This window comes from Acetobacter malorum (assembly GCF_002153605.1).
Taxonomy (GTDB): Bacteria; Pseudomonadota; Alphaproteobacteria; order Acetobacterales; family Acetobacteraceae; genus Acetobacter; species Acetobacter malorum_A.
In genome coordinates, this window is record NZ_JOPG01000022.1 from 119,855 (window position 1) to 146,181 (window position 26,327).

A 26,327-nucleotide genomic window follows, 5' to 3' on the forward strand; every position below is an offset into this window, starting at 1 on the left:
GCACCATAGTCCAGCCCCTTTCCTCCGCTCCCTCCCTCTCTGGCGGCACCGCACCGGACAAACCGGTGACCTTGCTGTTTGAAGACAACACGCTGCTGGCCCGACTGGTGGGAGACCATGATCGCAATCTGCGACATCTGGAAGAAGGGCTGGATGTACAGGTCGCCCACCGCGGGAACCGGATCTCCATCAAGGGCACGCCGGAGCATGTCGCTCTGGCCCGCACAACGCTCAGCACACTTTACCAGAAACTGGCCGCCGGGGGCGTGGTGGATGTCAGCATGATTGAGGCTGTCATCCGCATGACCCAACTGCGCGAAAGCACAAGGCACACCGATATGCAGCGTTCAGGCTCTGAGACCGCGACACCCTCCCCCGCACCCCGTTCTGACAACACCCCAACGCTCCCGGCCCTGAAAATGCGCCACGGCGTGATTGAACCCCGGTCCCCCGGTCAGGCCGCCTATATGCAGGCACTGGCTAAAAAGGAGATGGTGTTCGGCATTGGCCCCGCAGGCACAGGTAAAACCTATCTGGCCGTGGCGCAGGCTGTGGCCATGCTACAGGCCGGTTCGGTGGACCGGATCATCCTCTCCCGCCCGGCGGTGGAAGCGGGCGAGCGCCTCGGCTTTCTGCCCGGCGACATGAAGGACAAAATCGACCCGTACCTCCGCCCGCTATATGACGCCCTGCACGATATGCTGCCGGGTGATCAGGTCATGCGGCGGATGGCGGCAGGCGATATTGAGGTTGCCCCGCTGGCCTTCATGCGCGGGCGTACGCTCTCCCACGCGTTCGTCATTCTGGACGAAGCCCAGAACACCACCATCGCGCAGATGAAGATGTTCCTGACCCGTCTCGGGCCGGGTTCACGCATGGTGGTTACCGGAGACCTCACCCAGATCGATCTGCCTCCGGGCACGACATCCGGGCTGAAGGACGCTCTGGAAACGCTGGAAAATGTACGCGGTATCAGCATCACACAGTTTGACGCGGCAGATGTCGTACGTCACAGACTGGTCGCGCGTATTGTAGAAGCGTATGATGCAAGGACGACGGCTCTCAGGGGATCGCCCCGTAACAATCGCCGTCAGGAGAACAATGGAACCGCCAAGTAGCACAAGCCACGTTCACGCACGGAACGTGGCTGGCCCGGAAAGTCTTGCCACGGCAGGGTTTTTCCCATCATGCGCGTTTGAAGAAACGCCGGAAATTCTGATAGAAGACCGACGGTGGCACTGCCATGTGTCCCGCCCGAATCATCTGATACGGCGCGCACTGGCCGCCTGTGCAGGCTATGGCCGGCAGCCAGGCAGCGTTGTGCTCTCAACAGACCGCGCTGTGCGTGTCCTCAACGGGCAGCACCGCGGCAAGCACCGCCCCACCAATGTCCTGACATTTGACCCGCCCCCGGGTATTCCCGGCGGAGACGTTATTCTCGCGCTGGAAACAGTGCTGCGGGAGGCCCGTCAGTCCGGCAAATCCGTCAGCCACCATCTGGCACATCTGATCGTTCATGGCAGCCTGCATCTGGCTGGGTATGATCATCATCAGGCGGGAGAAGCCCGCGAAATGGAAATGCTGGAAGCGCGCCTGCTCTCCCGGCTGCATATTCCCAATCCATGGAAGCCACGGGCATGAGCGAGCACGAGTCCACACGGTCAGAGGGACAGGACACACCCAGTCGCGGCGGCCTGTTCTCCTTCTTCAGCCGCAAGAAGCAGGCCCCGGGCCTGCGCAGCTCCATTGCTGCCCTTGTTCAGCAGGCCGCTAACGAATCGGAAACCCCGGAAGGTGAAAAGCCGGAGCTGGACCGGCAGGAGCGCGTGCTGATTGCCAACATCCTGCGTCTGCGGAACATCTCGGCAGATGACGTGATGATCCCCCGCCCGGATATTGTCGCCATGCCGGTCTCCATCAGTCTGGATGATGCTCTGGCCATGATGCGACGGGAAAACCACTCCCGCATGCCGGTCTATCGCAACCAGCTGGATGATATTGTGGGCATGATCCATGTGAAGGATCTCATCGCCTATGTCGGCACCAGCGAGGCGTTCAATATCGAACCCCTGCTCCGCCAGCCGCTGATGATTGCCCCGCAGATCCCGGTGATGGACCTGATGCTGCAAATGCGCCTGCGGCAGACGCATCTGGCGCTGGTGATTGACGAATATGGCGGCGTCGACGGTCTCGTCACCATTGAAGACCTGATTGAAACTATCGTCGGCGATATTTCAGACGAGCATGACGAGCCTGCCGTGACCATGATTACGGAACGCCCCGACGGCACGTATGACGTGGATGCCCGCTGCCCCGTGCAGGAATTCGAGCAGCGGATTGGTGCGATTCTCACGGCTTCTGAAAAGGAAGCCGAAATCGAGACCATTGGCGGTCTGGTGTTCCGCATGGCGGGCCATGTGCCAGCCCGTGGCGAAGTGCTGACGCACGAAAACGGCTATGTTTTTCGGGTGCTTGATGCTGATGCCCGACACATCCGCCGGGTGCGGGTCCGCAAACTCCCCAATGCCGCAGAACCCACGCCCAGTGACGGCGAGCGCGGCGACGAGCCCCAGCGTACGGGTTGACGGAAAGACCGTTCTGCCGTCATCCCTAAATCTCTGATCTGTTCAACCAGTAATGAAGCCAGGATTTCCGATGTCCTTTTCCCGCCGCTCACTCCTTGTCACCGCTGGCACGGCTCTGGCCGCAACGGCAACGCACGGTCTGGCTTTTGCCGATACAGCTCCCGCAGCAGATCCGCGCATGACGACGCGTGAACTGGGTGATCCGAACGCGAAAATTGTTGTGGAAGAATGGTTCTCCCTCACCTGCATTCATTGCGCCCATTTTTCCGAGAACACCTTCCCGCTGGTGAAGAAAAACCTGATCGACACCGGGAAAATCCGCTACGTTTTCCATGACTTCCCGACCGATCAGCTGGCCACCGTCGCCGCCATGGTCGCCCGCACCCTGCCGCCGGAACGCTATGAGCCGTTCACCGCGTCCCTGCTCGCCAGCCTCGACCGCTGGGCCTACATCCGGGACAGCAGCCCGCTGGAAGCCCTGAAGAAAATGGCCGCCTTTGCCGGTATGCCGGGTGATGTGTTCGACAAGACGGTCGCGGACCAGCAGCTGATGCAGTTCATCCTGTCTCAGCAGACGGAAGCGCAGAACAAATATCATTTCGATTCCACGCCGACCTTCCGCTTCAACAACAAAATTCAGATGTCGAATGACATGACGTACGAAGCCTTCGCCAAAAACGTGGCAGACGCCAGCTGACGCGCTCTTTCCCGTTTATCCTGCAGTAAGTCCGTTTCTGCATGACCGTTCGTTTTGTCCGTTTGCGGATTGTCGGGTTCAAAAGCTTTGCTGAACCCGTCACCGTGGAAATCCTCCCCGGTCTGACCGGCATTGTGGGGCCTAACGGTTGCGGCAAATCCAACGTGGTGGAAGCACTGCGCTGGGTGATGGGGGAATCCTCCGCCCGCTCCCTGCGCGGCGGAGAAATGGACGATCTGATTTTTGCGGGCACAGCAGGCCGCCCAGCCCGCTCTCTGGCAGAAGTCACCGTCACGCTGGAAGGCACACAGGGCCGTGGTCCCGCCGCCTTTGCTGATCAGGACGAACTTCAGATCACCCGCCGGGCCGAACGCGGCTCCGGTAGTGAATACCGCATTAACGGCAAACCGGCCCGTGCACGTGATGTGCAGACTTTGTTTGCCGATCTGGCCTCCGGCGCCCGCTCTTCCGCTATGGTCAGTCAAGGCCGCGTGGCCATGCTGGTCGGGGCACGCCCGGAAGAACGCCGCTCCATTCTGGAAGAAGCCGCAGGCATTACCGGCCTGCACGCCCGCAGGCACGAGGCGGAACTCAAGCTCCGCGCCACTGAAAACAATCTGACCCGCGCAGAAGACCTCCGCCAGCAACTGGAAGCCCGGCTGGGTGGTCTGGCTGAACAGTCCCGTGAGGCCAGCCGCTACCGGGAACTGTCCGCAGCCCTGCGCGAGACAGAAACCGAATTGCTGGCCGTGCTGCATGCCCGTGCCCGGCAGGCAGTGGAACGCGCCATCGAGACTGCCGCCCGCGCCCGCCATGCGCTGACTGAGCATGAAGACGCCGCAGAAAGCGCTGTGGTGGCGGAGTTTGAAGCTAACCAGAAACTCCCCGCCATCCGCGCCCGTGCGGATGAAGCCCGCACTGTTCTGGAACGCTGCCGCGTGACGGCAGAAGGTGTGACGCGGGAAGAAGAACGCGCCGCCGCGCAGGCCAAAAGTGCCACGGACCGCCTCCATCAGCATGAGGCCGACTATACCGCCGCCCAGACCCGTGTGGAGGATGCCACCAGCACGCTGGAGCGCCTGAATGCAGAGAAAGCCGAGGCTGAAGCGGCTGAAGCCTCGCTCCCGCAACGGACAGCAGACGCTGAAACCCGACAAACGGAGCTGACAGACGCTCTGGCGGAAAGCGAACGCACCCTCGCCCAGCAGACCGAAACACTGGCCGCTGCCCGCGCCCGCAAGCAACGCGCCACGGAAGATCTGGACGCTGCCACAAGCTTACTGGCCCGCGCGTCCGACGCCGTCTCCACCCTTCAGGCTGAACTGGCCGCGCTACAGGAGCGCCTGCCCTCTGATGAGAGCATGGAGGTCGCCGTCAAAGCCGTGCAGGACGCCCGCGCTGCTCAAGCTGCGGCCCGCACCGCTTTTGAAGAGGCTGACCGCACCCGTTCCGAATCCAGCGTAGCGCTTTCCATCGCCCGGAACGATGCAGAGAACGCCCGCCAGACACAGGCTGAAACCCGTAAGGCACTGGAGCGCAGCCGCGCCAAACTGAACACCTTGCGAGCCGATCTGGCGCAACTGGAAAAACGGCACGCCGACACGCAAGGCGCATTACTGGAAGATGCCGCTCTTCAGGCTCTGAGAGACAAAGCCGCACAGGCCACCACATCCCACCAGACCGCCGCGCGCGCACTGGAAGAAGCCGAAGCTACCCGGCGCGAGACCTCGGCCACCCTTACTCAGGCCAGCCGCAATTTTCAGGAACATGAAAGCCATCGCAAGACGGTAGAAGCTGCCTGCTCTGCGGCTCAAACTGCCCTCCACCGCGCCCGGCAGGAAGAAGAGACGCTGACAAAAGGGCTGGAACAGGCGCAGGCCGACGCCCTTCCGGACGACACACTCAAGGCCGCCCAAACCACCCGCGCCACGCAGGAAGAGAAACTCCGCACCGTCACGGATGCGCTCAGTCAGGCTGAAAGCGCCCTGACAGACCTCAAAACCCGCCATAACGACGCCCTGACCCGCCAGAACACCCTGCGCACGGAACTCACCCGCTTGCAGGCACAGGCTGAAGGTCTCGCGCAGGCACTGGGCACGGACGCCACAGGCTCGGACGAACCTGTTTCCGCCCGCATGGACATCCCGGAAGGGTATGAGGCTGCTCTGGCCGCCGCCCTCTCGGAAGGGCTGGATGCCCCGGTGGCTGATAACGCCGCACGTGGCTGGCACACTCTGCCTGCGTCCAGTGATCTCTCCGCCCTGCCCGGTGGCGCTATTCCCCTCAAAGCGCATATCAAAGCCCCGGAAGCGCTGGACCGTGTGCTGGCCTGCATCGGCCTGTTGCCGGACGGTGTGGATGGTCGCCCGCTGCAAGCCGCGCTTAAGCCGGGACAAAGTCTTGTCTCCCGCACTGGCGACCTTTGGCGCTGGGATGGGTTTTATACCCGCGCAGGAGAGCCGGACGCCGCAACACGTCGCCTCGGCCAGCGCCGGATTCTGAAAGAAACAGAACAGCGCATTGCAACGCTTCAGGAAGACGCCCCGGAAGCGGAACAGGCCGTCACCACCGCCACCACAGCTCTGCGGGAAATGGAGCAGCACGCAGCAGACCAGCGGACCCAGCGCGCCAAGCTGGAACAGGCCCTGCAACAGGCCCGCACGCAGGAAGCAGACCTTGAGCGCCGTCATGCGGCCTCTCGCGCCCGGCTGGATGGGCTGCGCCCGCAGCAGGAACGCGCCGTTGCCGCCAGAAAGGATGCAGACGCCGCCCTGACGGCCGCCACAGCTGCGCGCGATGCCTTGCCGCAAACGGAAACGCTCAAAACAGCTCTGGATCAGGCGCGCCAGAAAGACACCGCGGCTCAGCAGGCCGAGCAGCAGGCCCGCACAGCCCTAAAAATGGCGGAGCAACACCTTCGCACCGCGCAGGACGCCCTCACCCGCGCGGAAAACCAGCAGGCCACCGCCAGCGCCCGGCTTGAAACCCTGCTGCCGGAACGCGACCGCCTGCGCCAGGATGTTGCGGCAGAAGAAAGCGCCCTCACGGATCTGGAAAGCCGTCTGGCTGCGGGACAGGCAGACAAGCAGATTGAGGACGCTCTGCAAGCTGCCCAAACCCGGCAGACTGAAGCCGAGGCCGCCTGCCGCATGGCGGAGCAGGCCGCGGCGAGCGCTGAAAGCGCCGCTCAAACGGCAGCGCAACACCACCAGAAATTGCAGGAACTCTCGCTCGAACTCCGCTCCCGTCTGGCGGCCCTCTCCCCGCGGCTGGAAACACTTCAGGCAGAACAGACTGAAGCCGAAGGCCGCAAAACCCGCACCACCACTGCACTGCAAGAAGCCTCTGCCGCTCTGCCGGAAAGTGGCGAGGAAGACTTGGCCACCCTGCGGGAAAAACGCAGCGCCCTCACAACAAAACTGGAGCAGGCGCGCGAACTCCGGGCCGCCCTGCAGGCAGAAAAAGCCACACTAGCCAGCAAACAGGCGTCTCTGAACGCAGCCGTGCAGGACTGGACAGCCCGAGCAGAAGCCGCCCAAACGGAGCTGACCCACGCTCAGGCCCGGCTGGAGGCTGCCCGCACGGAACATCAGACCGTCTCGGAACTGCCTGCGGAAGCAGAACGGCTAAAAAAGAACACGCTTCAGGCTTTGACCGAGGCAGAAACAACCTACGCAGAAGCCGACAAAGCCCGCGCCGAGGCCGAGGCCGCTCTGGCCAACGCCAACGAGCAGCGCCGCAAAACGGAAGCACAGCTTACAGCCGCGCGTGAAAATCTACTGAAAGCCGAAGCCCGCAGTGAGCAGGCACAGGCCATTCTCGATCAGCTTCTGGTGGAAACCCCGGCTCCGCCGCGCGCGCCCACCGGAGACCTGACTGAGGCGGCAGAAAGCGCCCTACGCCGCAAAATCTCCCGCCTGACGCGGGAACGCGAAGAGATGGGCCCCGTCAACCTGCGGGCGGAAATTGAAGCTGAGGAAGCCTCTGGCCAGGCCAACACGCTGGCGGCAGAAATTGCCGACCTTGAGGCCGCCATTGCCCGCCTGCGCGGCTCCATCGGCTCCCTGAATAAGGAAGGGCGGGAACGCCTGATGGCGGTGTTCACGCAGGTGGACCAGCATTTCCAGTCCCTCTTCTCCCGCATGTTTGGCGGCGGGCGGGCGCATCTGGGCCTTGTGGGCAGTGATGATCCGCTGGAAGCCGGTCTGGAAATCTACGCTCAGCCACCGGGTAAAAAGCTGGCGACCCTCTCGCTGCTTTCGGGAGGTGAACAGGCTTTAACCGCTCTTTCATTGATTTTTGCAGTGTTTCGCTGTAACCCGGCCCCCGTTTGTGTGCTCGACGAGGTTGACGCACCGCTTGATGATGCCAACGTTGGACGTTTCAGTTCCCTGTTAGGGGACATGGTCACAGAAGCAGGAACCCGTTTTCTGGTTGTTACTCACCATCAGCTGACAATGGCACATATGGACCACCTTTTTGGCGTAACCATGCAGGAGCGCGGCGTCAGCCGTGTTCTGTCAGTTGACCTTGCTCGCGCCGCCGCCATGGCTGGGCAACAGGACTAGGGATAAAAGACAGATGCCGCATCCTGATACGACATCAGACAAACCCTGCAAATCCACAGGGAGTCCCCTCAAACGCTGCCTTGGCAAAGGCATTGTTGCTGTTGGCGTGTGCATGCTGGCCTGTGCCGGCGTGGTTTTGCATCACTCCAAAGCCTATGGGCTTCTCGCCCGTATCCATCATGGTCTGATTATCTGCACGCCCGGCACCGGGCTGAGCATGACGTCAGCCTCAGCCGGCCTGCCGCATCAGGACAGCCCGGGCATGCTGCGGCTGGAACTGGCCTCTCAGGAAGATGGACGGGTTATTGTTGTACCCGGCTCCAACCCCCTGAATGAAGTTCTGGCCTCATCCCGCCGCGCCCATACGCTGCTGATGCTGGACCTGAACGACACTAATCCGGCAGACGTTGCCATGCTGGTGCGTAAAGCCAGAATGCGGGACCGTGTGGTGCTGGTACCCTCCAGCAAGGAAACGACACAGGTCGCTCTGCAGGCCGACCCGTCCATGCTGGTTGCCATTCCCGTTCATTCCACGCGGGAGGCCTATGCCGCCCACCGTATGGCAGGACATCATCCTTATGCGGCGTATCTCTCACCCACCGCAGCACCAGATCTGTTCACGCTGGTGCACCGGGATGCGGAAGCCGTGATTACGGAAAACCCGATTACGACAACCTTCTCAGCCGAAGAATTTCTGGCTGAACGCCCGGTTGATATTGTCGTCACACCGCAGCCCACACAACTGTCCCAGACTCTCGCCCGGGACAGCTAAGTCAGGCTGCCGTTTCCCGGCCTTTTCAGGCCGGTAACATGCTTCCCGTTTCCACAAAACGCTGATGCCAGGACAGCGCCTCATTCAGCAGATGCGGCGTATGTTTGCCGAACGACTCTTTGCGCGCCCGGTCAAAATAATCCTGCAACATCGGCTGATAATCCGGGTGTGCGCAGTGCGTGATAATCTGCTGCGCCCGCTGCACGGGTGAAAGCCCACGCAGATCAGCCAGCCCGCGTTCCGTCACAAAAATCTGGGTATCCTGCATGATGTGGTCCACATGCGCCGCCATTGGCACAATGGCAGAAATCTTGCCGCCTTTGGCTGTGGAGGGTGACAGGAAGATGGACAGGTAGGAGCTACGGGCAAAATCGCCGGAGCCGCCAATCCCGTTCATCATCTTGGACCCCATCACGCGGGTGGAGTTCACGTTGCCATAGATGTCAGCTTCAATCATGCCGTTCATGGCAATACAGCCAAGACGACGAATGACTCCGGGGCTGTTGCTCACATCCTGCTGACGCAGAATGATCTTGGTGCGGAAAAAATCCATGCGGTTGTTAATCTCTTCCGCCGCGTCCGGGCTGAGAGAGAACGATGTGGCAGACGCCACCCGCATCCGGCCAGAATCCAGCATGGCCAGCATACCGTCCTGAATGACTTCACTATAGCCAACCAGATTTTCAAACGGGCCTTCATTCAGCCCTTCCAGCACGGCATTCGCCACGTTGCCCACACCAGACTGCAAGGGGAGCAGAGAGGGCGGCAGACGATTCTGTTTGACTTCATGGCTGAAGAAATCAAGCAGATGCCCCGCAATCGCCCGGGCATTTTCATCCGGCGCTGCAAAGGGAGCATTGCGGTCTCTGTCATGCGCTTTGACCACCGCAACAATCTTGTCCGGGTTTACGCGCAGCGCTGGCCCACCAATGCGGCCATCTGCCGTGCGGAGCGGAATAATGTCGCGCGGCGGCACACCGCTCACATTCCCGTCCCAGATGTCGTGAATGCCCTCAAGACCGGGGTTCTGCCAGTCATTGACCTCAATAATCACCTTCTCGGCGATATCCAGAAAGGTCTGGGAGTTCCCAACGGATGAAGTCGGAACAATGCCGCCATCTTCGGTAATGGCTACAGCTTCAATCAGGGCAATATCAAACTTGCCGTAATTGCCCTGCACGGCGCGCCCGGCAACCTGACCAAGATGGTTATCGAAATATTCTGTCTCACCGTCATTAATCCGGTTGCGCATGTTCGCATCGGTATTAAAGGGCGAGCGGAACGCCACACCGTTGGCTTTAGCCAGCACGCCATCCAGCTGCGGGCCGGTGGATGCCCCGGTAATCAGGCTGATGCGATAGTCTTCACCCCGTGCGTGGGCCTGCTCCATAATGCTTGCCAGAGCTTCCGGCACAGCCTTCGGGTAGCCCGCTCCGGTAAAGCCACTGGCGCCAACCACAGCACCGGGACGGATAAGCTCAGCGGCTGTTTCTGCAGAACAGACTTTGCTGCGCAGGGCGACGTTACGAATGCGCTCTTTCATGAGAGGCCTTCCTGTTCTTTATTATTCCTGTTCCGACACGAAGCGGACCAAACGGGCACGAAGCGCTCTATATCCCATTGCTCCACTCCTTCCCACCGGCACACCTGTGGGGCCGGATGATGCGCGTAACGTAGGCAGAAAATTTCAGGCGTGGCGCGTCACATGCTTGTGCACAAAACACTGGCTAACAAAAAATTCCCTCTCCTCCCTTCCCTGTGTCCGCCTGTGGCGCCTACATGGGAAGGAGAAAGATGGATAACAGCAGATGCACACAAGCCTCTTCCTTGACGAAAACGTGAAAGCGGCAATGCGGAAAGGACTCCGCATTGTGGGAGACGTGCATGGAGATTTACAGGCCTTCCGCCACGCCGTTGCCACGGACCGCTTTATTATCCAGCTTGGTGATCTTGTAGATTACGGGCCGGACAGTGCCGGCGTGCTTCGGCTGATGCACGATGTGATGCGCGCAGGGCGCGGCCTGTTTCTGATCGGCAACCATGACCGCAAACTGGGCCGCGCTTTGCTGGGCAAAAAGCTGCGGCCCGATCCGCCGCTGGAAGCCACAATGGCTCAGCTCCACCAGCCAGAAAACGCGGATGTGCTGGAGTTTGCGCTGGAGATGCTGGAGACGGCCCCGGCCTGGCTGGTTCTGGGGCGCATGCTGTTTGTGCATGGAGCTTTTGATGTGCGGATGCTCATGGAGCCACCCCCACCGGCTTTAGGCCGTGTGACCTTTCTGCTTTCCCGTGCGCTGTTTGGGGAAACCACCAGCAGAGTGCAGAAAGACGGCTTTCCCGAACGTTGCCTGAACTGGGTCAACCACATCCCCACTGGCTACACCGTGTATTGCGGGCATGACCAGCGCTCCACCAATGGCTGCCCGCTGACTATCCCCGGCCGTGCCGGAGGACAGGCTATCTTTACCGATACAGGTGCCGGAAAAGGCGGCCACCTCGCCTGGCTGGATGTGCCTGCTAACTTTATGGAAGATTCTGGGTCCGCAGTGTAATAGTCTTGCGCGAACCAGTCCTTTATATTACGAAATAGAAATAGAAACGAAGAACCGTGCAAACCGTGACCGACCAGCCCACCCCCGCTGATGCCCTGCTGGACCTCCGTCGCAGCATCGACAATATCGACGCCGCCCTTGTTGCCATGCTGGCGGAACGCTTCCGCTGCACCAAAGCTGTCGGGGCGCTCAAAGCCCGCTACGGGATGCCGCCGGCTGACCCGGCCAGAGAAGCTCGTCAGATCACCCGCCTGCGGACACTGGCGGAAGAAGCGCACCTTGACCCTGATTTTGCCGAGAAATTTCTGAACTTCATTATTCATGAAGTCATTCGCCATCATGAGGCGATTGCAAAACAGTCTTCCGAATCGACAACAAAGTGACGCGCCGCCTCCTTCTGCTGCGGCATGCGGAAGCAGCCAGCCCTCCAGGGGGCGATTTTAGCGAACAGGCCGATCTGGCCCGTCCGCTGACAGCCGAAGGACGGCTTGCCGCCAGCCGGTGCGGCGCATGGCTCAGGGCGAACGCTTTCGCCCCGGACGTTGTTCTGTGCAGCCCTGCCCGCCGCACGCGGGAGACGCTGGCCGGATTAGAGCCGTTCCAGCCGCCGCCCGCACACCCCACCCAATTCTGCCCTGATATTTACGAAGCCCAGCCGTCTGCCCTTCTGGAACGTATCCGGCAAGCGCCGCCTGAAGCGCGTACCGTACTGCTGATTGGGCACAACCCCGGCATCTCCGCCCTCGCCCGCTGGCTGGATGATCAGGCCGAAGTGCTGGATCAGGGATTCGCTACAGCCTCTCTCGCCGTCTTCCATATGTGGGGTTCTGAAAATGCAGACGACGCGTCGCGCTGGGATCAGTGCGATGAGAAAAGCCTGACTTTGGACACATTCGCGCGACCCTAAGGCCAAGAAAGCGCAGTTTTCTGAGCATGATCCTTTTTGATAACGCGCGGTTTATCGCCCACCAGCTTCCTGTTTCTTTCTGGATCGGGGACAAGAATCAGACAGCAGGCCGCCAGTCTGGCAGCGGCTCTACAATGCAGAAGGAAAGATCATGAGCGCATCGCAGAATGAAGGTCAGCGGTCTAACGCAACCCTATCACTCGGTGGGCGGACGGCTGAACTCCCGGTCCTTTCCGGCACAATCGGACCGGATGTTGTCGATATCCGCAAGCTCCCGGCCGAGATGGGCGTTTTCACCTACGACCCCGGCTATGGCGAAACAGCATCCTGTTCCAGCAAAATCACGTTTATTGACGGGGACAAAGGCGTTCTCCTGCATCGCGGCTATCCCATCGCCCAGCTTGCGGAAAATGCCTCCTATGAGGAAGTCATCTACCTGCTTCTGAATGGTGAGCTGCCGAACGCAGGGGATTTCGAGAAATTCTCCAAAACCCTGACCAATCACACGCTGCTGCATGAGCAGATCCGGAATTTCTTCAACGGTTTCCGGCGTGATGCCCACCCCATGGCCATTCTGTGTGGCACGGTTGGGGCACTCTCCGCATTTTACCCGGACGCCAGTGATATTGCGATCAAGTCCAACCGTGACCTCGCCGCCATGCGGCTGATTGCCAAAATCCCGACCATCGCAGCGTGGGCTTATAAATACACGCAGGGTGAGGCCTTCATCTATCCGCGTAATGACCTGAACTACGCGGAGAATTTCCTCTCCATGATGTTCGCGCGCGTGTCTGAACCCTATAAGATCAACCCCGTTCTGGCCCGCGCTATGAACCGGATCCTGATCCTGCATGCCGACCATGAACAGAACGCCTCCACCTCCACCGTGCGGATGGCAGGCTCTACGGGCGCCAACCCCTTCGCCTGTATTTCCGCAGGGATTGCGGCCCTTTGGGGACCCGCACATGGCGGCGCGAACGAGGCTGTTCTGAAAATGCTGGCCACCATTGGCAGCAAGGAAAACATCCCTGACTTCATCGCCAAGGTGAAAGACAAAACCAGTGGTGTGAAGCTGATGGGCTTTGGCCACCGCGTTTATAAGAACTTCGACCCGCGCGCGAAGATCATGCAGCAGACCTGCCATGAAGTGCTGGGCGAACTCGGCATTAAAGATGACCCGCTGCTGGATCTGGCGATTGAGCTTGAGAAAATCGCCATCAATGACGACTATTTTGTCCAGCGGAAACTCTATCCGAATGTCGATTTCTATTCGGGCATTATCCTGAAAGCCATGGGCATTCCCACCAGCATGTTCACCGTGCTGTTTGCTGTAGCCCGTACCACCGGCTGGGTGAGCCAGTGGAAGGAAATGATCGAAGAACCGGGCCAGCGCATCTGCCGCCCCCGTCAGCTCTATACCGGCTCACCACAGAGAGACTTTGTGGCGCTCGACAAACGGTAAGCCTCTTCCGAGCATTTTTGCTTGAAAATGACTAACGGATTTTGCGCCTGCAATGCAAAGGCATTCAGGCGCAAAATACTTTTATCCTAAGATCAATCCGGGCCGACTACGTGGCAGTGGACTGCCCCCCCCCTGACTGAAGAAAGCGCGGCTTATGGGCAGCGCCTGAACTGCACGCCGAACCACTTCGCACCCGCACACGCCGGATAATACAAGCAGACCCTGAGCGCATATCCCCTTATACGGCGGACATGCCCAGCCTCAGAATTTCCATTTTTATTTAAAAACAAAACACTAAAAACTGTTTTGCAGAAATAATCTGAAGCCCATAGTCATCGGCCAATAAAAAAAGCCAGACCGGGCAACCCGATCTGACCTTCCTGAAAGCGCAGGCTCCGCCTTATTGGCTGAGCAGATTAATCGCAGTCACACCCTTTTGTCGGGGCCTTGGACTCACGCACCACGTGATGATCAATCCATTCGGAGACCAGACGGCGGGCTTCATTCAAAGACGCTTCAGGATGATGAATGCGATACAGAGTTGTGCAGGCATGGAAAGCGGTCACATCCTCTGTGCCGACTTCGCGTAACTCCTGATACGCCGTGACGACAGCTCGCTCGCATTTACGCGCGATCCGACTTAGTTCAACAGCCACAGCACTATCCTTAATTAATAATCACTCTCAACAACGCAGATTAGACGCCAATTCCCACTATTATGCAAGGCACAATGCGTCTTTAGGGCCGTTCTTCCGATCACAAGTTTTTTCACGGGGCGCCAATACAGCAGATGCGCCCCTATAAAGCCCAGCGACTTCTTAAAATAGCCGCCACACGGCCTGCTTCATCCAGCACCTGCCGCGGCCAGGGTGAAAGATTGTCGGTCAAAACCCGCACATGCCCGTCTTCTATCAAGCGGCGCGCCACCCGCCCACGCATACCGCGCAAGTCCTGCTCTCGCTCCATCAGAAAGACCGGCCTGTCAGCCACACAGGCTTCCACCAGCATGGCGACATCACCGCCCCCCACCACCACGCAGTCGGAACAGCCGATAAAGCCCAGCAGCGGATCTTCATCCGGCTCTCCCTGCCGCCAGACCAGCAGAAAGGTATCGGAGAGGCCCGTGATAAAAGCATCCGTCAGGTCCGGTTTGCTATCATCCCGCACCACCAGCAGCACGGAGCCACCTTGCCGATTGACCAGCCCCGCCAGCTTTTTGCCGTGTAACAAAGCCTCTTCCTGCGTGCGGTAGGCCTGCGCCCCCACAAGAACAGTCATGCGCGGATGCGGCAGATGCTCCAGTCGCTCCTGCCAGGCCCTGCCCGCGCGAGCCAGCAGAGCCGGCGAGACAATCGTCATCGGCCCCAGCGTCGGGCAGAATTTGGCTGTAGGCGCGGCGGGCGATGGCGCAACCACAAGATCAAACGGCAAAGACCGCAGCATGGGGGCAGACCGACCTTCATGCCGCACACACCACACCACAGGGCACCCCGCCCGGCGCGCAGCTCTAAGGGCCGCATAACCGGAACGCCAGCCGGATGTGAGGATCAGCCCCGGCTCTCGTCGTTCTTCCAGAAACGAATCGAGTGCAAGCATTTCCATCCGCACACGCCGGAACAGGCACCCAAGGCGGGAAGCCAGCACATAGGCCGGTCCCGGGTCGGGTCCAACGGTGGTCTCTACCACCCAGACAGGCGCCAACTTTGTTACAGAGAAGCTCATTTTCTCATTCCGGCAGGCAAGACTGAGATGAAGCATAGATTTTCACGCCGCCGGGGGCTATGCCAAAGCAAATTCCAACCGCCATAATCAAGGAAGCGCTTCATGACGTCACCCGCAAACCTGGTCGCCCCTCATGCTGGCGAGACCAGCGACTGGGATCGCGATGCGGCCCTGTGCACGGCACGTCTGCTGCTGGAAATCAAAGCCATCAACTTCCGCCCGGAAGAGCCTTACACGCTGACCTCCGGCTGGAAGTCCCCGGTTTATATCGATTGCCGTCGCATTATCTTCTTCCCCCGCGCCCGCGCCAAGATCATGGAACTGGGTGTGGAAAAGATCGGCCGTCATGTGGGGTATGAAAGCATTGACGCCGTTGTAGGGGGAGAAACCGCCGGCATCCCCTTCGCTGCGTGGATGGCCGACCGCATGATGCTGCCCATGGCCTATGTCCGCAAAAAGCCCAAAGGCTTTGGCCGTAACGCCCAGATTGAAGGCGATGTGCCGGAGAACATGCGCACCCTGCTGGTGGAAGATCTTACCACGGATGGCGCCTCCAAGGTTGCCTTTGCCAATGCGCTGCGGAATGCCGGTGCGCTGATCAATCATGCTTTTGTCATCTTCTATTACGGGGTCTTCCCGGGGGCTCATCAGTCTCTGACAAACATGAACATCTCCCTGCACGCCCTGTGCACATGGTGGGATGTGCTGGAAGCCTGTTCAACGCGTCCCTATTTCTCGGAAGAAGCTGCGGCAGAAGTGCGGCGCTTTCTTGAAAACCCGGCTGCATGGTCTGCCCGCCACGGTGGCGTCGGCAGTCTGGAAGAAGCCGCAGCGTTCAAAGCGAACAAAGACAAGCCTGCCTGAGTTCAGCATTCCATGACGACCCCTGCTTTCTCCAGCCCCCGACATATTCTGGCATTTGATTCCGGGATTGGGGGCCTGGGGATTGTCAGGGCGATTCGCACGCTCTGCCCCGCCGCCTCTGTCAGCTATCTGGCGGATACGGCGGTTTTTCCATACGGAGAGCAGGATGATGCGTTCCTGACGAACCGCATTGTCTCCCTGCTCTCGGGTGCCATCCAACGCCTGCGCCCGCAGGCTGTTGTTGTGGCCTGCAACACCGCCAGCACACTGGCGCTGGATGCTTTACGCGCCGCCTGCCCGGATATGCCTTTTATTGGCTGTGTCCCTCCCATTCGCTGGGCCGCTCGCATCACAAAAACACATGTCATCGGCCTGCTGGCCACTCGCGCCACCACCAAGCGCCCATACCTGAGCACGTTGCAGGCGCTTTACGCCCCCGACTGCACGCTGATTGCGCATGCCGCACCGGGGCTTGCTGCTTGCGCTGAGCGAGCTTTCCGCGGCTATGCTGTGCCTGATGACGTTATCAGAGCTGAAATCAACGGCCTGTTTTCCCGGGACTGTTCGGCTGAGCTTGATACCGTCGGCCTTGGCTGCACGCATTATACCTTCGTGCTGGATCAACTGAGAGCCGTCTCTCCGCCCGGCATCACATGGCTGGACCCGGCCGAGGCTGTCGCCCGCCATACGGCAACAATCCTCAGCACCCTGCCTGCCTGCGCACGGATGACCGAACCCGCCCGGGCATGGTTCACAGCTGAGCCGCCAGACAGCGCCGCCCTCACCAAAGCCCTGCCCGCTTACGGCTTTGACAATATCACTTTGTGGGATGCCGAAAACGCACCTTCCGGCTTAAGCACCACCAGCCATCACGCCTAGAGAGCCCTACTTACGGGTATCAACCGACCGACGGGCTATTTGCCTGTCCAGAATGGGCTGCTCTCGCTCTACGCTGCAACACACAGGGCAATAAAAAAGGGCGGCCTCAGCCACCCCTTTTTTACGGGAAACCGCCTTTAGCGTTCGCGGCTGGCTGAATAGCTGGCAGTTTCAATCAGCAGGGAATGAATGTCACATTCCGGGAACAGCGCCAGCGCCTCACGGGCCTTGGCCGCATACTCTTCTGCCTTGCGCAGTGTTGCGCCAATGGCATCGGTCTGGGCAATCAGCGCCAACGCTCTGTCCAGATCTTCCGGCTTCTGCTCGGAGTCTTCAATCACGCGACGCCAGAAAACCCGGTCTTCCTCACTGCCTGCTTCATAAGCCGCCAGAACCGGCAGGGTGACTTTCCCCTCACGGAAATCATCACCCACTTCCTTACCCAGCACGGCCTGATCAGCAGCGTAATCCAGTGCATCATCCACCAGCTGGAAGGCCATGCCCAGATTAGCACCATAGACCCGCAGGGCCTCGCGCTGTTCTGGCGTAGCCTCACCAATCACGGCTCCGGCTTCACACGCGGCAGCAAACAGTGCCGCGGTTTTGCCATAGATCACCTGCAAATACTGATCGACTGATGTGGAGAGATCATTCTGCGTGGTCATCTGCATGACCTCGCCTTCTGCCAGCGTGGCAGAGGCCGCAGAGAGAATCGCCATGACATCCAGCGAGGCATCGGCTGTGAGAATCTGGAACGCACGCGCGAACAGGAAATCCCCAACCAGCACAGAGGCCTTGTTGCCAAAAATGGCATTGGCACTCGCAAGCCCGCGGCGGAGCTGGCTTTCATCCACCACATCGTCATGCAGCAGCGTGGCGGTATGAATGAATTCAACACAGGCCGCAATCTCGACATGCCGCAGCTTGCCGTCCTGATTATCGTACCCGCAGAGCCGGGCCGCAGCCAGCGTCAGCAATGGCCGCAGGCGCTTGCCGCCTGCGGCAACAAGATGTGCGGCCAGCTGCGGGATAAGCGCAACCGGGCTTTGCATTCGCGCAACAATAACCTGATTACAGGCGCGCATATCCTGCGCGAGGTAATCGGCTAGGGCTTTTAAGCCCGCTTCTCCTGGCTTACTCACAGAAACACTAGATCCATCCTGGCTTGTGGCCCTACCAGATTCTGGCAGACTAACTGCAACACCCAAACGCTATATCCCCCAGCCATGGGATGAGTTGACGCCCAACCATATGCGGGGCACCAGAAAAACGGTCAAGCTCCAACCGCCTCAAGACTGCCAGACACTTTTTGTTAAGACCCGTTTATGGCCCATCCTGCAGACCTTTCTCATGACACCTTACTGGGCGGCCGCATCGCCTACTCCCAGTTCCGCATTGGTTACAGAACCGGCCTGGAACCAGTGCTTATGGCCGCTGCCGTTCCTGCCCGCGCCCCGCAGCGCGTGGCGGAAATCGGCTGTGGGGCGGGTGCAGGCCTGCTTTGCCTGAGCCAGCGCATAGCAGGGCTGACAGGCACCGGTGTAGAGCAGAATACGGAGACGGCAACCCTCGCCCGCCACAACCTTAGTGCGAATGCGCGGGATGGACTCACTATTCTCAATGCCAGCTTTCCGGAAACGCTGCCCGACGGACTATTTGACCATTGTTTTGCGAATCCGCCCTGGCACGACCCGGATGGCACGGCCTCGGTCATTGAACGGCGCGACCTTGCCCGCAGAGCCCAGCCGGACACCCTGAAACTGTGGATACGCGGCAGCGCCCGCCTGCTCCGGCATAAAGGCAGCCTGACGCTGGCGCTGCCTGTCAGCCTGATGGCCGCCGCCATTACCCAACTGACGGACAGTGGCTTTGGCGGAGTGACGACATACCCCTTCTGGCCGAAGGCCGGACGGGAATCCCGCATTCTGCTGCTGCAAGCCCGTTACGGCGTGCGCAGTCCCGCCCGCTTGCTACCGGGTATGATTTTGCATGAAGAGGATGGCAGCTTCACAGCACAGGCGCGTGCTGTGCTGGAAGACGGGGTAGCCCTGCCCGGCCTGTAGAGAGTCACAGGTCGCTCTGAGGGCGCACTAACGTGGAGTTGCGCAGACCTAAACGCCGCCTGTCAGGCTTCCCAAAAATGCCCGACGCATCCTTTACGGAATAACGCCGGACATAATTTTCAGAACCCGTTCGACTTACTCGAAAACAGAGGCCTCGAAGGCTTCTTCCCACGTACCCGTGGTAGAGGCACGGCTGTATTCCGTGGCACGGTTTTCAAAGAAGTTGGTGTGTTCCACCGCATTCAGCATGTCATCCAGCCAGGGCAGCGGATTGGTCGTGGTGTTGTAGAGCGGGTCCAGACCAAGCTGGATCAGACGACGATCGGCAATAAAGTGGATGTAGGTTTTCACCTGCTCCGCATTCAGCCCCTCGACGGCACCCATTTCAAACGCGAGGTCAATAAAGGCCTCTTCATGCTCCACAATGGTCGCGCAGATTTCGCGCAGCTCCTGCTGGAACGCATCCGTCCAGATTTCCGGGTTTTCGTGCACAAACTCACGGAACAGACGGATTACGGACAGGCAGTGCAGCGTTTCATCACGCACGGACCAGGACACAATCTGCCCCATCCCCTTCAGCTTGTTGAAGCGGGGGAAGTTCAGCAGAATGGCGAAGGAGGCGAACAGCTGAAGCCCTTCGGTAAAGGCCCCGAACGCAGCTAGCGTCTTGGCGATTTCATGCTTGCTGTCCACAGAGAACGCCTGCATGTAATCGTATTTATCCTTCATTTCCTTATACTTAAGGAATGCAGAATATTCCGTTTCCGGCATCCCCAGCGTATCGAGCAGATAGCTGTAGGCTGCGATGTGAATGGTCTCGATGTTGGAGAACGCCGAGAGCATCATCAGCACTTCAGTCGGCTTAAACACCCGGCTGTAATGCTTCATGTAGCAGTTGTTCACCTCAACGTCAGACTGGGTGAAAAACCGGAAAATCTGCGTCACAAGGTTCCGCTCGCTGTCATTCAGCACGCGGTGCCAGTCTTTCACGTCATCAGCCAGCGGCACTTCTTCCGGCAGCCAGTGTACGCGCTGCTGCGTCAGCCAGGCATCATACGCCCACGGATAGCGAAAGGGCTTGTAGACGGGGTTAGCGGTCAGCAGGTCGAAATGCTGTTCCTGTTCGCCCGTTCCGGCAGGTTTTTCGCTCATGAGACTATCCTTACAACGGAAAGTTTTAAAATCATCTGGTTACGTGAGTTTATGAAGACTTACTGGCAAGCCAGACATTCATCATAATTGCTCCCGTTAGACGTCGGGGCTTCCGGCACAACGCCAGCGCGCTGGGCGGCTTCGGCTGCCAGAACGCCTTCCTTGGTCAGCACGTTACTCACCGTATCAGCTCGCTGGATGGACAGGGACCGGCAGTAATACAGAGACTTCAGTCCCTTCTTCCAGGCCATATGATGGATCTGGTGCAGGTCGCGCTTATGCACGTTGGCGGGCAGGAACAGGTTCACTGACTGCGCCTGACAGACATACGGCTGGCGGTCTGCCGCATGTTCCACAATCCAGCGCTGATCCAGCTCAAAGGCGGTCTTGAAGACATCCTTTTCCTGCTGGGTCAGGAAGTCCAGCTCCTGCACACTGCCTTTGTTCAGGGTGATGAAGGACCAGATTTCCTCCGTATCCTTCCCCTTCTCTTTCAACAGCTTCTGCAGGTGGCGGTTGCGCACCGTAAAGGAGCCGGAGAGCGTTTTTTGCAGGAAGACGTTTGCCGCAATCGGCTCAATCCCCGGGCTGGCATTCCCGGCAATAATAGAGATAGAGGCCGTCGGTGCGATAGCCATCTTGTTGGAGAAGCGTTCCTGAATGCCATATTCGGCCGCATCCGGGCACGCCCCGCGCAGATCCGCCAGCTTGCGGGAGGCCGCATCGGCCTGCTCACGAATGTGCTTGAACACCTTACGGTTCCAGACTTTTGCCACAACCCCTTCAAACGGCACATTCTTGGCCTGAAGGAAGGAGTGGAAGCCCATGACGCCAAGCCCGACTGACCGCTCACGCGAGGCCGCATAGGCGGCCTTCTTCATTTCCGGCGGGGCACGGTCAATAAAGTCCTGCAACACGTTATCCAGGAACAGCATCACGTCTTCAATGAACTGCGGATTTTCGTTCCACTGATCCCATGTCTCAAGGTTCAGGGAAGACAGGCAGCACACCGCCGTCCGCTGTTTGCCGTGATGATCAATCCCGGTCGGCAGCGTGATTTCAGAGCACAGGTTTGAGGTTTTGACCTCAAGCCCTGCCAGCTTGTGGTGCTCCGGCCGCGCGTTGTTCACATGGTCGGAATAAACAATGTAGGGCTCGCCCTGCTCCATACGAGCCGTCAGGATACGAATCCACAGCGCACGCGCCGAGACCTTACGGATCACGGAGTTATCGCGCGGGGAAAGCAGGCCCCATTCTTCATCCGCTTCCACTGCCCGCATAAAGGCATCGGACACCAGCACACCATGATGCAGATTCAGCGCCTTACGGTTGGGGTCGCCCCCCGTCGGGCGGCGGATTTCGACAAATTCTTCAATTTCTGGGTGCCAGACCGGCAGATACACGGCAGCAGAGCCGCGACGCAGAGACCCCTGACTGATGGCAAGCGTCAGGCTGTCCATCACGCGAATGAAGGGGATCACGCCGGACGTCTTGCCGTTGCGGCCAACATTTTCACCAATAGAGCGCAGGTTGCCCCAGTAGGACCCAATGCCGCCGCCCTTGCTGGCCAGCCAGACATTCTCGTTCCACAGGCCCACAATGCCGTCCAGACTGTCACTGGCTTCATTCAGGAAGCAGGAAATCGGCAGGCCGCGCGTGGTGCCGCCATTGGACAGAACCGGCGTGGCAGGCATGAACCAATGCTGGCTCATATAGTCATAGATACGCTGGGCGTGCCCGGCATCGGCCCCGTAATAGGACGCAACGCGCCCGAAGAGATCCTGATAGCTCTCATCCGGCAGCAGATAGCGGTTATCCAGCGTGGCCTTGCCAAACGGCGTCAGCAGCGCATCGCGTGAGCGATCCACGCGCACCTGATGGTGGCCGGGCAGCTGCACCATGTCTTCCAGCTTACCGGGTTCAAACAGGTCTGCTTCTTCCCCGGAGCCGGATACGGAACGACGGTTTTCATTTTCCTGAACGTCGATCAGACTCATGGTGGCGTGCTCCGGTTTTTTGCATTTGCGTGATCTGGCTTAAGAGGCGCTAAGACACACAGGAGTCATGCCCCGCGCTCTCGTGCCTCACCATATGTCGCGTTCATGCGACATATGCGCCCCTATATCTAGTGATTTTTTTACACTCAAAGCTTCAAAAAAAGCTTGTGTTTGAAAAGATGGCAGTTTCTGGCTGATCATAAATTATTTCAGCCAACCAAAGTTTTTTAGCCCGCGTGGATCAGCCCGGACATCTCCATCCGGCGCCGTGATTCTGTAATGCCATCCGCCACGGCCAGAGCTGCGGCCAGAGCGCGTCGTCCGGCCCGTGCATCGACCTTGACGGCAGCGCCGTCAAGACAAGAGGCCACAAAAGCCTCATGCTCCGCAAACAGCGAATCATGATCTTTCCATGAAATCGCTTCCCGGCGGAATCCACCTGTGCCGGGCAGCGGCAGGCCCTTTTCCCGGCCGATCATGGTCAGCTCACGCTTCCCGAAATCTGCCGACAGATAGCCTTCCTCAGAAAACAGCCGCATCCGCCGCTCTGTCTTGAGGGAAATACGGCTGGCCGTAATGGTCGCCACGCAGCCATTTTCAAAGCGCACACGGGCGTTGGCAATGTCTTCATATTCCGAACTGACCGCCGCCCCCAGCGCATCCACCTGCTCAATGGGGCTGTCCACAATCGCCAGCACCAGATCCAGATCATGAATCATCAGGTCCAGAATAACGGACACGTCGGTGCCCCGCGGCTTGAAGGGCGCAATGCGCGTAGCCTCAATATAAAGAGGCCGGGTGATTCGTTTGGTAATGGCCTCATGCTCGGCGGAATAGCGCAGCAGATGCCCAACCTGACACACCAGCCCACTCTGCTCGGCCAGCGTGATCAGGAAATCCGCCTGTTCCAGCGTCGCTGCGACAGGCTTTTCCACCAGCACATGCTTGCCGGCCCGCAGGGCCTCCGTGGCCAGTTCAAAATGGTATTCCGCAGGGGCCGCCACGACCACGGCATCACACGCGGCCAGCAGCTCTTCCACCGAGCCCATAACCGGGCAGCCAGCTTCCTTCGCAACCACTGCCGCCCGCTTTGCGTCCGGATCAAACAGACCGACAAGTGTCTCGCGGGGTACCTCTTTCACTTTCAGGGTATGGTACCGCCCAAAATGCCCGGCCCCGATCACCCCAACCCGCAGCGTTTTGTCCATCTTTCCTGACCTTCCCGACCCTGTGCCTCATGGCGTTGCCGTCAGCGGTAGCAGCCTCCGGCCAAAATCCCAAAATCACGCTCGCCCTACGAAACGAAACACAACCCATGTGTTGCTTTTACGTTCTGTTGGCAATCCGTAAAAAAACCATAAATTTTTCAACCCGGACCGAATCCGCCTGTTACGCCAGCACTCAGCCCTTTGTGGCTGTTCAGCCCCGCTTCAAAGCCGAGTGTGTGGCTGAAATGTGATGCAACCCCGCCACTGCTACCCGCCGAATCCCGCCACACAGGCCTGCAATTGTCTGTGGAGTGTTGCATCGCACGCAAGGGAGCGGCATGTTCCGGGCGACAAAAATCGATTGATCAGGTGAGAATGTATTACAGCCGCCTCAAGTTGGCCTCGGTACTGGGTGTGTGCCTTTTAGGGCTGCTGCTCTGCCTGCCCAATGGTCTGCGCAATCCCTTCCCTTCCATGCCCTGGCGCCAGATTCATCTGGGGCTAGATCTGCGCGGCGGGTCCTACCTGCTTATGCAGGTGGACCTGAAAAGCCTGACGCATGACAGGTTGCAAACCCTGGCAGACAGCACGCGTGAAACGCTGCTGAAGTCCCAGCTCGGCTACCGCAACATCACCACCAATGCAGACGCCAGCACGGTGACCTTCATGCCGCGTGATGCGTCGGAAACCGAAGCTGACCTCGCAGCCCTTAACAAGCTGCCGCGCGTCGTCCCCAACGAGTTCACCGTGAAGAAGCAGGATAATGGCAGCATTGTCCTCACCCTCTCCCCGGAAGCGCTGAAAGCCCGTGCGCGGGAAGCTGTGACGCAGTCCATCGAGATTGTGCGCCGCCGTATTGACGCCACCGGCGCAGTGGACCCGGAAATCACGCGTCAGGGCGATGACCGCATTGTGGTCGAGCTGCCCGGCGTCAGTGATCCGGAACGCATCAAGGCTCTGCTGGGCACCACCGCAAAAATGACGTTCCGTCTGGTGGACCCCAACCCCATGCACGCCACGGCCGCACCTCCGGGCGTGAGCCTGCTGCCGATGTCCACGGAAGGTGAAGGCCCGCCGCTGCCGGTCTATGACCACGTGGACGTGGACGGCACGGACCTGACCAACGCCGGCGCTGTGATTGATTCTCAGAGCGGCGAGTGGGCTGTGACCTTCACGTTCGATTCCGTCGGCACGCATGCGTTCTCTACGGTTACGCAGGCCAATGTCGGTCGTCGCTTTGCCATCGTGCTGGATAACAAGGTGATTGAAGCCCCGGTCATCCGCTCCCCCATCACGGGCGGGAGCGGGCAGATTACCGGCGGTTTTGATGCTCAGAAAGCGACCGACCTCGCTCTGATGCTCCGCGCAGGTGCCCTCCCGGCCCCGCTGAGCGTTATGGAACAGCGCACCATCGGCCCGTCTCTTGGCGCAGATTCCATCCGGGCTGGCATGCTCAGTCTGGCTGCGGGCTTTGTGTTCGTCATCCTGTTCATGGCGCTGTTTTATGGCCGCTTTGGCTGGTATGCGAACGTCGCCCTGCTGGCCAACCTTGTGCTGATGGTGGCCATTCTCTCCCTGTTTGAAGCCACCCTGACCCTGCCGGGCATGGCCGGGATGCTGCTGACACTGGGGATGGCCGTGGATGCCAACATTCTGATCAATGAACGCATCCGGGAAGAAGTGGCACGGGGGCGCACGCCTCTGGCGGCCATGCAGGCCGGGTTTGAGCGCGCCACCTCCACTATTGTGGATAGTAACGCCACGGCCCTGCTGGCTCACGTCATGCTGTTTGTGTTCGGCACAGGCCCTGTGCGTGGCTTCGCGCTGACCATCACCATCGGTATCGTGACCACTCTGTTCACGACTCTCCTGCTTTCCCGACTGCTTATGGTCCGCTGGTATGCGCTCACGCGCCCGACCAGCCTGCCGGTCTGAGACGAGGCGCTTATGTTTGGACGTCCTCTCCTGCGTTTTGTGCGCAAGGATACCCACATCAACTTCATGCGCGGGCGCTATGCGGGCCTGATTGTCTCGGCTGCGCTGTCTCTGCTTTCCATTGTGCTGTTCATGCATCCGGGCCTGACACTGGGTCTGGATTTCCGGGGCGGCATTGTGGTGGAGGCCAAAACCTCTGGCCCGGCTGACTTTGCCAAGCTGCGCAACGCGCTGGCCGCGCATAATGTCACGCATGCTTCCATTCAGGCTTTCGGCGCACCGGATGATGTGCTGATCCGTCTGGACGCTGGCGATGAGCAGCAGACCAACGCGATTGTCGATACGGTCCGCCACGCGGTTGCGGAAGCTCAGCCGGGCACGACCGTCCTGCGGGCCGATGCTGTCGGGGCTTCTGTGTCCTCAGAACTGTTCCGCAACGGCATGCTGGCCCTCGGCCTCAGCCTCGCGATGATTCTGGGCTATATCTGGTTCCGGTTTGAATGGGAGTTCGCTCTCAGCGCCGTTATCACGCTGGTGCTGGATCTGACCAAGACCATGGGCTTTCTGGTCATCACCGGCTTTGAGTTCGATCTGGTGATGGTGGCCGCTATCCTCACCATTCTGGGCTACTCCACCAACGATAAAGTGGTGGTGTATGACCGTGTGCGTGAAAACCTGCGCAAATATCGGACCATGCCGCTGCGGGAACTGATTGATCTGTCCATCAATGAGACCCTGAACCGCACACTCGGCACCTCCTCCACCGTCTTTCTGGCGTCTCTGCCGCTGGCTCTGTTTGGGGGCACCACGCTCTCTGGCTTTGCCTGGACCATGCTGTTCGGGATTGTGGTGGGCACGTCTTCTTCCATTTTCATCGCGGCCCCGCTGCTGCTCTTTATGGGCGAGGGTCGCCTGAAGCGGGACGCCAAGCCCCCCGCCCCGCGCAAAAGCGCCTGAAAACGCA

22 protein-coding genes are annotated in these 26,327 nt (G+C 59.6%); 15 read left to right on the plus strand and 7 right to left on the minus strand.

The features are described 5' to 3' along the window. The first annotated feature begins 65 nt into the window (after positions 1 to 65). The 6 genes from HK23_RS10315 (at position 66) to HK23_RS10340 (ending at position 8,622) form a co-directional block, all read left to right on the plus strand. A complete protein-coding gene (locus tag HK23_RS10315) occupies positions 66 to 1,118 on the plus strand; it encodes a PhoH family protein (RefSeq protein ID WP_373270326.1) in 1,053 nt (350 codons plus the stop codon). Next, the gene (gene ybeY, locus HK23_RS10320; protein WP_086653891.1) at positions 1,102 to 1,641 is read left to right on the plus strand and encodes an rRNA maturation RNase YbeY; all 540 of its coding nucleotides are present in this window, start codon (positions 1,102 to 1,104) and stop codon (positions 1,639 to 1,641) included. The genes HK23_RS10315 and ybeY overlap by 17 nt, the downstream gene beginning before the upstream one ends. Continuing rightward, positions 1,638 to 2,585 (plus strand): hemolysin family protein, encoded by a 948-nt coding sequence (locus HK23_RS10325; RefSeq protein WP_063908392.1) that lies wholly within the window; start codon positions 1,638 to 1,640, stop codon positions 2,583 to 2,585. Before ybeY ends, HK23_RS10325 begins: the two co-directional genes overlap by 4 nt. Positions 2,586 to 2,655: 70 nt before the next feature. Then, the gene (locus HK23_RS10330) at positions 2,656 to 3,282 is read left to right on the plus strand and encodes a thioredoxin domain-containing protein (protein ID WP_086653892.1); all 627 of its coding nucleotides are present in this window, start codon (positions 2,656 to 2,658) and stop codon (positions 3,280 to 3,282) included. A gap of 41 nt (positions 3,283 to 3,323) precedes the next feature. Then, positions 3,324 to 7,850, plus strand: coding sequence for an AAA family ATPase (locus HK23_RS10335; RefSeq protein WP_086653893.1), 4,527 nt, complete (start codon positions 3,324 to 3,326; stop codon positions 7,848 to 7,850). Positions 7,851 to 7,863: 13 nt separating this feature from the next. Beyond that, positions 7,864 to 8,622, plus strand: coding sequence for a hypothetical protein (locus tag HK23_RS10340; protein WP_063908165.1), 759 nt, complete (start codon positions 7,864 to 7,866; stop codon positions 8,620 to 8,622). 25 nt (positions 8,623 to 8,647) lie between these two features. Here the strand turns inward: HK23_RS10340 and HK23_RS10345 are convergent, their stop codons facing one another. Continuing rightward, positions 8,648 to 10,165, minus strand: a complete 1,518-nt coding sequence (locus tag HK23_RS10345) for an acetyl-CoA hydrolase/transferase family protein (protein WP_086653894.1) — start codon at positions 10,163 to 10,165, stop codon at positions 8,648 to 8,650. Between the two features lie 265 nt (positions 10,166 to 10,430). Here HK23_RS10345 and HK23_RS10350 point away from each other — a divergent pair, with 265 nt between their 5' ends. From HK23_RS10350 to gltA, 4 genes are all read left to right on the plus strand, one after another. After that, positions 10,431 to 11,174 (plus strand): metallophosphoesterase, encoded by a 744-nt coding sequence (locus tag HK23_RS10350; RefSeq protein ID WP_086653895.1) that lies wholly within the window; start codon positions 10,431 to 10,433, stop codon positions 11,172 to 11,174. A 65-nt stretch (positions 11,175 to 11,239) separates the two neighbouring features. Next, positions 11,240 to 11,557: a chorismate mutase gene (locus tag HK23_RS10355; protein ID WP_086653896.1), complete on the plus strand. Its 318-nt coding sequence runs from the start codon at positions 11,240 to 11,242 to the stop codon at positions 11,555 to 11,557. Next, positions 11,554 to 12,081: a SixA phosphatase family protein gene (locus HK23_RS10360; RefSeq protein WP_086653897.1), complete on the plus strand. Its 528-nt coding sequence runs from the start codon at positions 11,554 to 11,556 to the stop codon at positions 12,079 to 12,081. The genes HK23_RS10355 and HK23_RS10360 overlap by 4 nt, the downstream gene beginning before the upstream one ends. A 151-nt stretch (positions 12,082 to 12,232) precedes the next feature. Beyond that, positions 12,233 to 13,543 carry a citrate synthase gene (gltA, locus tag HK23_RS10365; protein ID WP_063908161.1) on the plus strand — a complete coding sequence of 437 codons (1,311 nt, stop codon included), beginning with the start codon at positions 12,233 to 12,235 and terminating at the stop codon, positions 13,541 to 13,543. A gap of 416 nt (positions 13,544 to 13,959) precedes the next feature. Here the strand turns inward: gltA and HK23_RS10370 are convergent, their stop codons facing one another. Both HK23_RS10370 and HK23_RS10375 read right to left on the minus strand, forming a co-directional pair. Then, positions 13,960 to 14,199, minus strand: a complete 240-nt coding sequence (locus tag HK23_RS10370) for a hypothetical protein (protein WP_063908160.1) — start codon at positions 14,197 to 14,199, stop codon at positions 13,960 to 13,962. 142 nt (positions 14,200 to 14,341) lie between these two features. Then, complete coding sequence (locus HK23_RS10375) at positions 14,342 to 15,265, minus strand: ELM1/GtrOC1 family putative glycosyltransferase (protein WP_179193872.1); 924 nt, start codon at positions 15,263 to 15,265, stop codon at positions 14,342 to 14,344. A 102-nt stretch (positions 15,266 to 15,367) separates the two neighbouring features. On the opposite strand from HK23_RS10375, the gene HK23_RS10380 reads away from it, so the two are divergent. Continuing rightward, on the plus strand, positions 15,368 to 16,129 hold the full coding sequence (locus tag HK23_RS10380; RefSeq protein ID WP_063908158.1) for an orotate phosphoribosyltransferase: 762 nt from the start codon (positions 15,368 to 15,370) through the stop codon (positions 16,127 to 16,129). A 12-nt stretch (positions 16,130 to 16,141) separates the two neighbouring features. Next, positions 16,142 to 17,008, plus strand: a complete 867-nt coding sequence (locus HK23_RS10385; protein ID WP_086653899.1) for a glutamate racemase — start codon at positions 16,142 to 16,144, stop codon at positions 17,006 to 17,008. 137 nt (positions 17,009 to 17,145) lie between these two features. Here HK23_RS10385 and HK23_RS10390 read toward each other — a convergent pair whose 3' ends face one another. Continuing rightward, entirely contained in the window at positions 17,146 to 18,216 is a 1,071-nt protein-coding gene (locus tag HK23_RS10390; RefSeq protein WP_063908156.1) for a polyprenyl synthetase family protein, read from the minus strand. 117 nt (positions 18,217 to 18,333) lie between these two features. On the opposite strand from HK23_RS10390, the gene HK23_RS10395 reads away from it, so the two are divergent. Continuing rightward, on the plus strand, positions 18,334 to 19,071 hold the full coding sequence (locus HK23_RS10395) for a tRNA1(Val) (adenine(37)-N6)-methyltransferase (protein WP_086653900.1): 738 nt from the start codon (positions 18,334 to 18,336) through the stop codon (positions 19,069 to 19,071). Positions 19,072 to 19,206: 135 nt separating this feature from the next. Here HK23_RS10395 and HK23_RS10400 read toward each other — a convergent pair whose 3' ends face one another. The 3 genes from HK23_RS10400 to HK23_RS10410 all read right to left on the minus strand — a co-directional run bounded on the left by HK23_RS10400 (position 19,207) and on the right by HK23_RS10410 (position 23,428). Beyond that, complete coding sequence (locus HK23_RS10400) at positions 19,207 to 20,223, minus strand: ribonucleotide-diphosphate reductase subunit beta (RefSeq protein WP_063908154.1); 1,017 nt, start codon at positions 20,221 to 20,223, stop codon at positions 19,207 to 19,209. A 59-nt stretch (positions 20,224 to 20,282) separates the two neighbouring features. Beyond that, positions 20,283 to 22,220, minus strand: a complete 1,938-nt coding sequence (locus HK23_RS10405; protein WP_063908153.1) for a ribonucleoside-diphosphate reductase subunit alpha — start codon at positions 22,218 to 22,220, stop codon at positions 20,283 to 20,285. Positions 22,221 to 22,447: 227 nt separating this feature from the next. Further along, positions 22,448 to 23,428, minus strand: a complete 981-nt coding sequence (locus HK23_RS10410) for a Gfo/Idh/MocA family protein (RefSeq protein WP_063908152.1) — start codon at positions 23,426 to 23,428, stop codon at positions 22,448 to 22,450. Positions 23,429 to 23,797: 369 nt separating this feature from the next. Between HK23_RS10410 and secD the strand changes: the two genes are divergently transcribed. Continuing rightward, positions 23,798 to 25,363: a protein translocase subunit SecD gene (gene secD, locus HK23_RS10415; RefSeq protein WP_179193873.1), complete on the plus strand. Its 1,566-nt coding sequence runs from the start codon at positions 23,798 to 23,800 to the stop codon at positions 25,361 to 25,363. Positions 25,364 to 25,375: 12 nt separating this feature from the next. Then, positions 25,376 to 26,320 (plus strand): protein translocase subunit SecF, encoded by a 945-nt coding sequence (secF, locus tag HK23_RS10420; RefSeq protein WP_062140018.1) that lies wholly within the window; start codon positions 25,376 to 25,378, stop codon positions 26,318 to 26,320. Positions 26,321 to 26,327: the final 7 nt, after the last annotated feature.

Excerpts from the sequence above, each read along its gene's own strand:
- ybeY (WP_086653891.1), top strand. The coding sequence starts at position 1,102 with ATGGAACCGCCAAGTAGCACAAGCCACGTTCACGCACGGAACGTGGCT.
- HK23_RS10325 (WP_063908392.1), top strand. The coding sequence starts at position 1,638 with ATGAGCGAGCACGAGTCCACACGGTCAGAGGGACAGGACACACCCAGT.
- HK23_RS10330 (WP_086653892.1), top strand. The coding sequence starts at position 2,656 with ATGTCCTTTTCCCGCCGCTCACTCCTTGTCACCGCTGGCACGGCTCTG.
- HK23_RS10335 (WP_086653893.1), top strand. The coding sequence starts at position 3,324 with ATGACCGTTCGTTTTGTCCGTTTGCGGATTGTCGGGTTCAAAAGCTTT.
- HK23_RS10340 (WP_063908165.1), top strand. The coding sequence starts at position 7,864 with ATGCCGCATCCTGATACGACATCAGACAAACCCTGCAAATCCACAGGG.
- HK23_RS10345 (WP_086653894.1), bottom strand. The coding sequence starts at position 10,165 with ATGAAAGAGCGCATTCGTAACGTCGCCCTGCGCAGCAAAGTCTGTTCT.
- HK23_RS10350 (WP_086653895.1), top strand. The coding sequence starts at position 10,431 with ATGCACACAAGCCTCTTCCTTGACGAAAACGTGAAAGCGGCAATGCGG.
- gltA (WP_063908161.1), top strand. The coding sequence starts at position 12,233 with ATGAGCGCATCGCAGAATGAAGGTCAGCGGTCTAACGCAACCCTATCA.
- HK23_RS10375 (WP_179193872.1), bottom strand. The coding sequence starts at position 15,265 with ATGAGCTTCTCTGTAACAAAGTTGGCGCCTGTCTGGGTGGTAGAGACC.
- HK23_RS10380 (WP_063908158.1), top strand. The coding sequence starts at position 15,368 with ATGACGTCACCCGCAAACCTGGTCGCCCCTCATGCTGGCGAGACCAGC.
- HK23_RS10385 (WP_086653899.1), top strand. The coding sequence starts at position 16,142 with ATGACGACCCCTGCTTTCTCCAGCCCCCGACATATTCTGGCATTTGAT.
- HK23_RS10395 (WP_086653900.1), top strand. The coding sequence starts at position 18,334 with ATGGCCCATCCTGCAGACCTTTCTCATGACACCTTACTGGGCGGCCGC.
- HK23_RS10400 (WP_063908154.1), bottom strand. The coding sequence starts at position 20,223 with ATGAGCGAAAAACCTGCCGGAACGGGCGAACAGGAACAGCATTTCGAC.
- HK23_RS10405 (WP_063908153.1), bottom strand. The coding sequence starts at position 22,220 with ATGAGTCTGATCGACGTTCAGGAAAATGAAAACCGTCGTTCCGTATCC.
- HK23_RS10410 (WP_063908152.1), bottom strand. The coding sequence starts at position 23,428 with ATGGACAAAACGCTGCGGGTTGGGGTGATCGGGGCCGGGCATTTTGGG.
- secF (WP_062140018.1), top strand. The coding sequence starts at position 25,376 with ATGTTTGGACGTCCTCTCCTGCGTTTTGTGCGCAAGGATACCCACATC.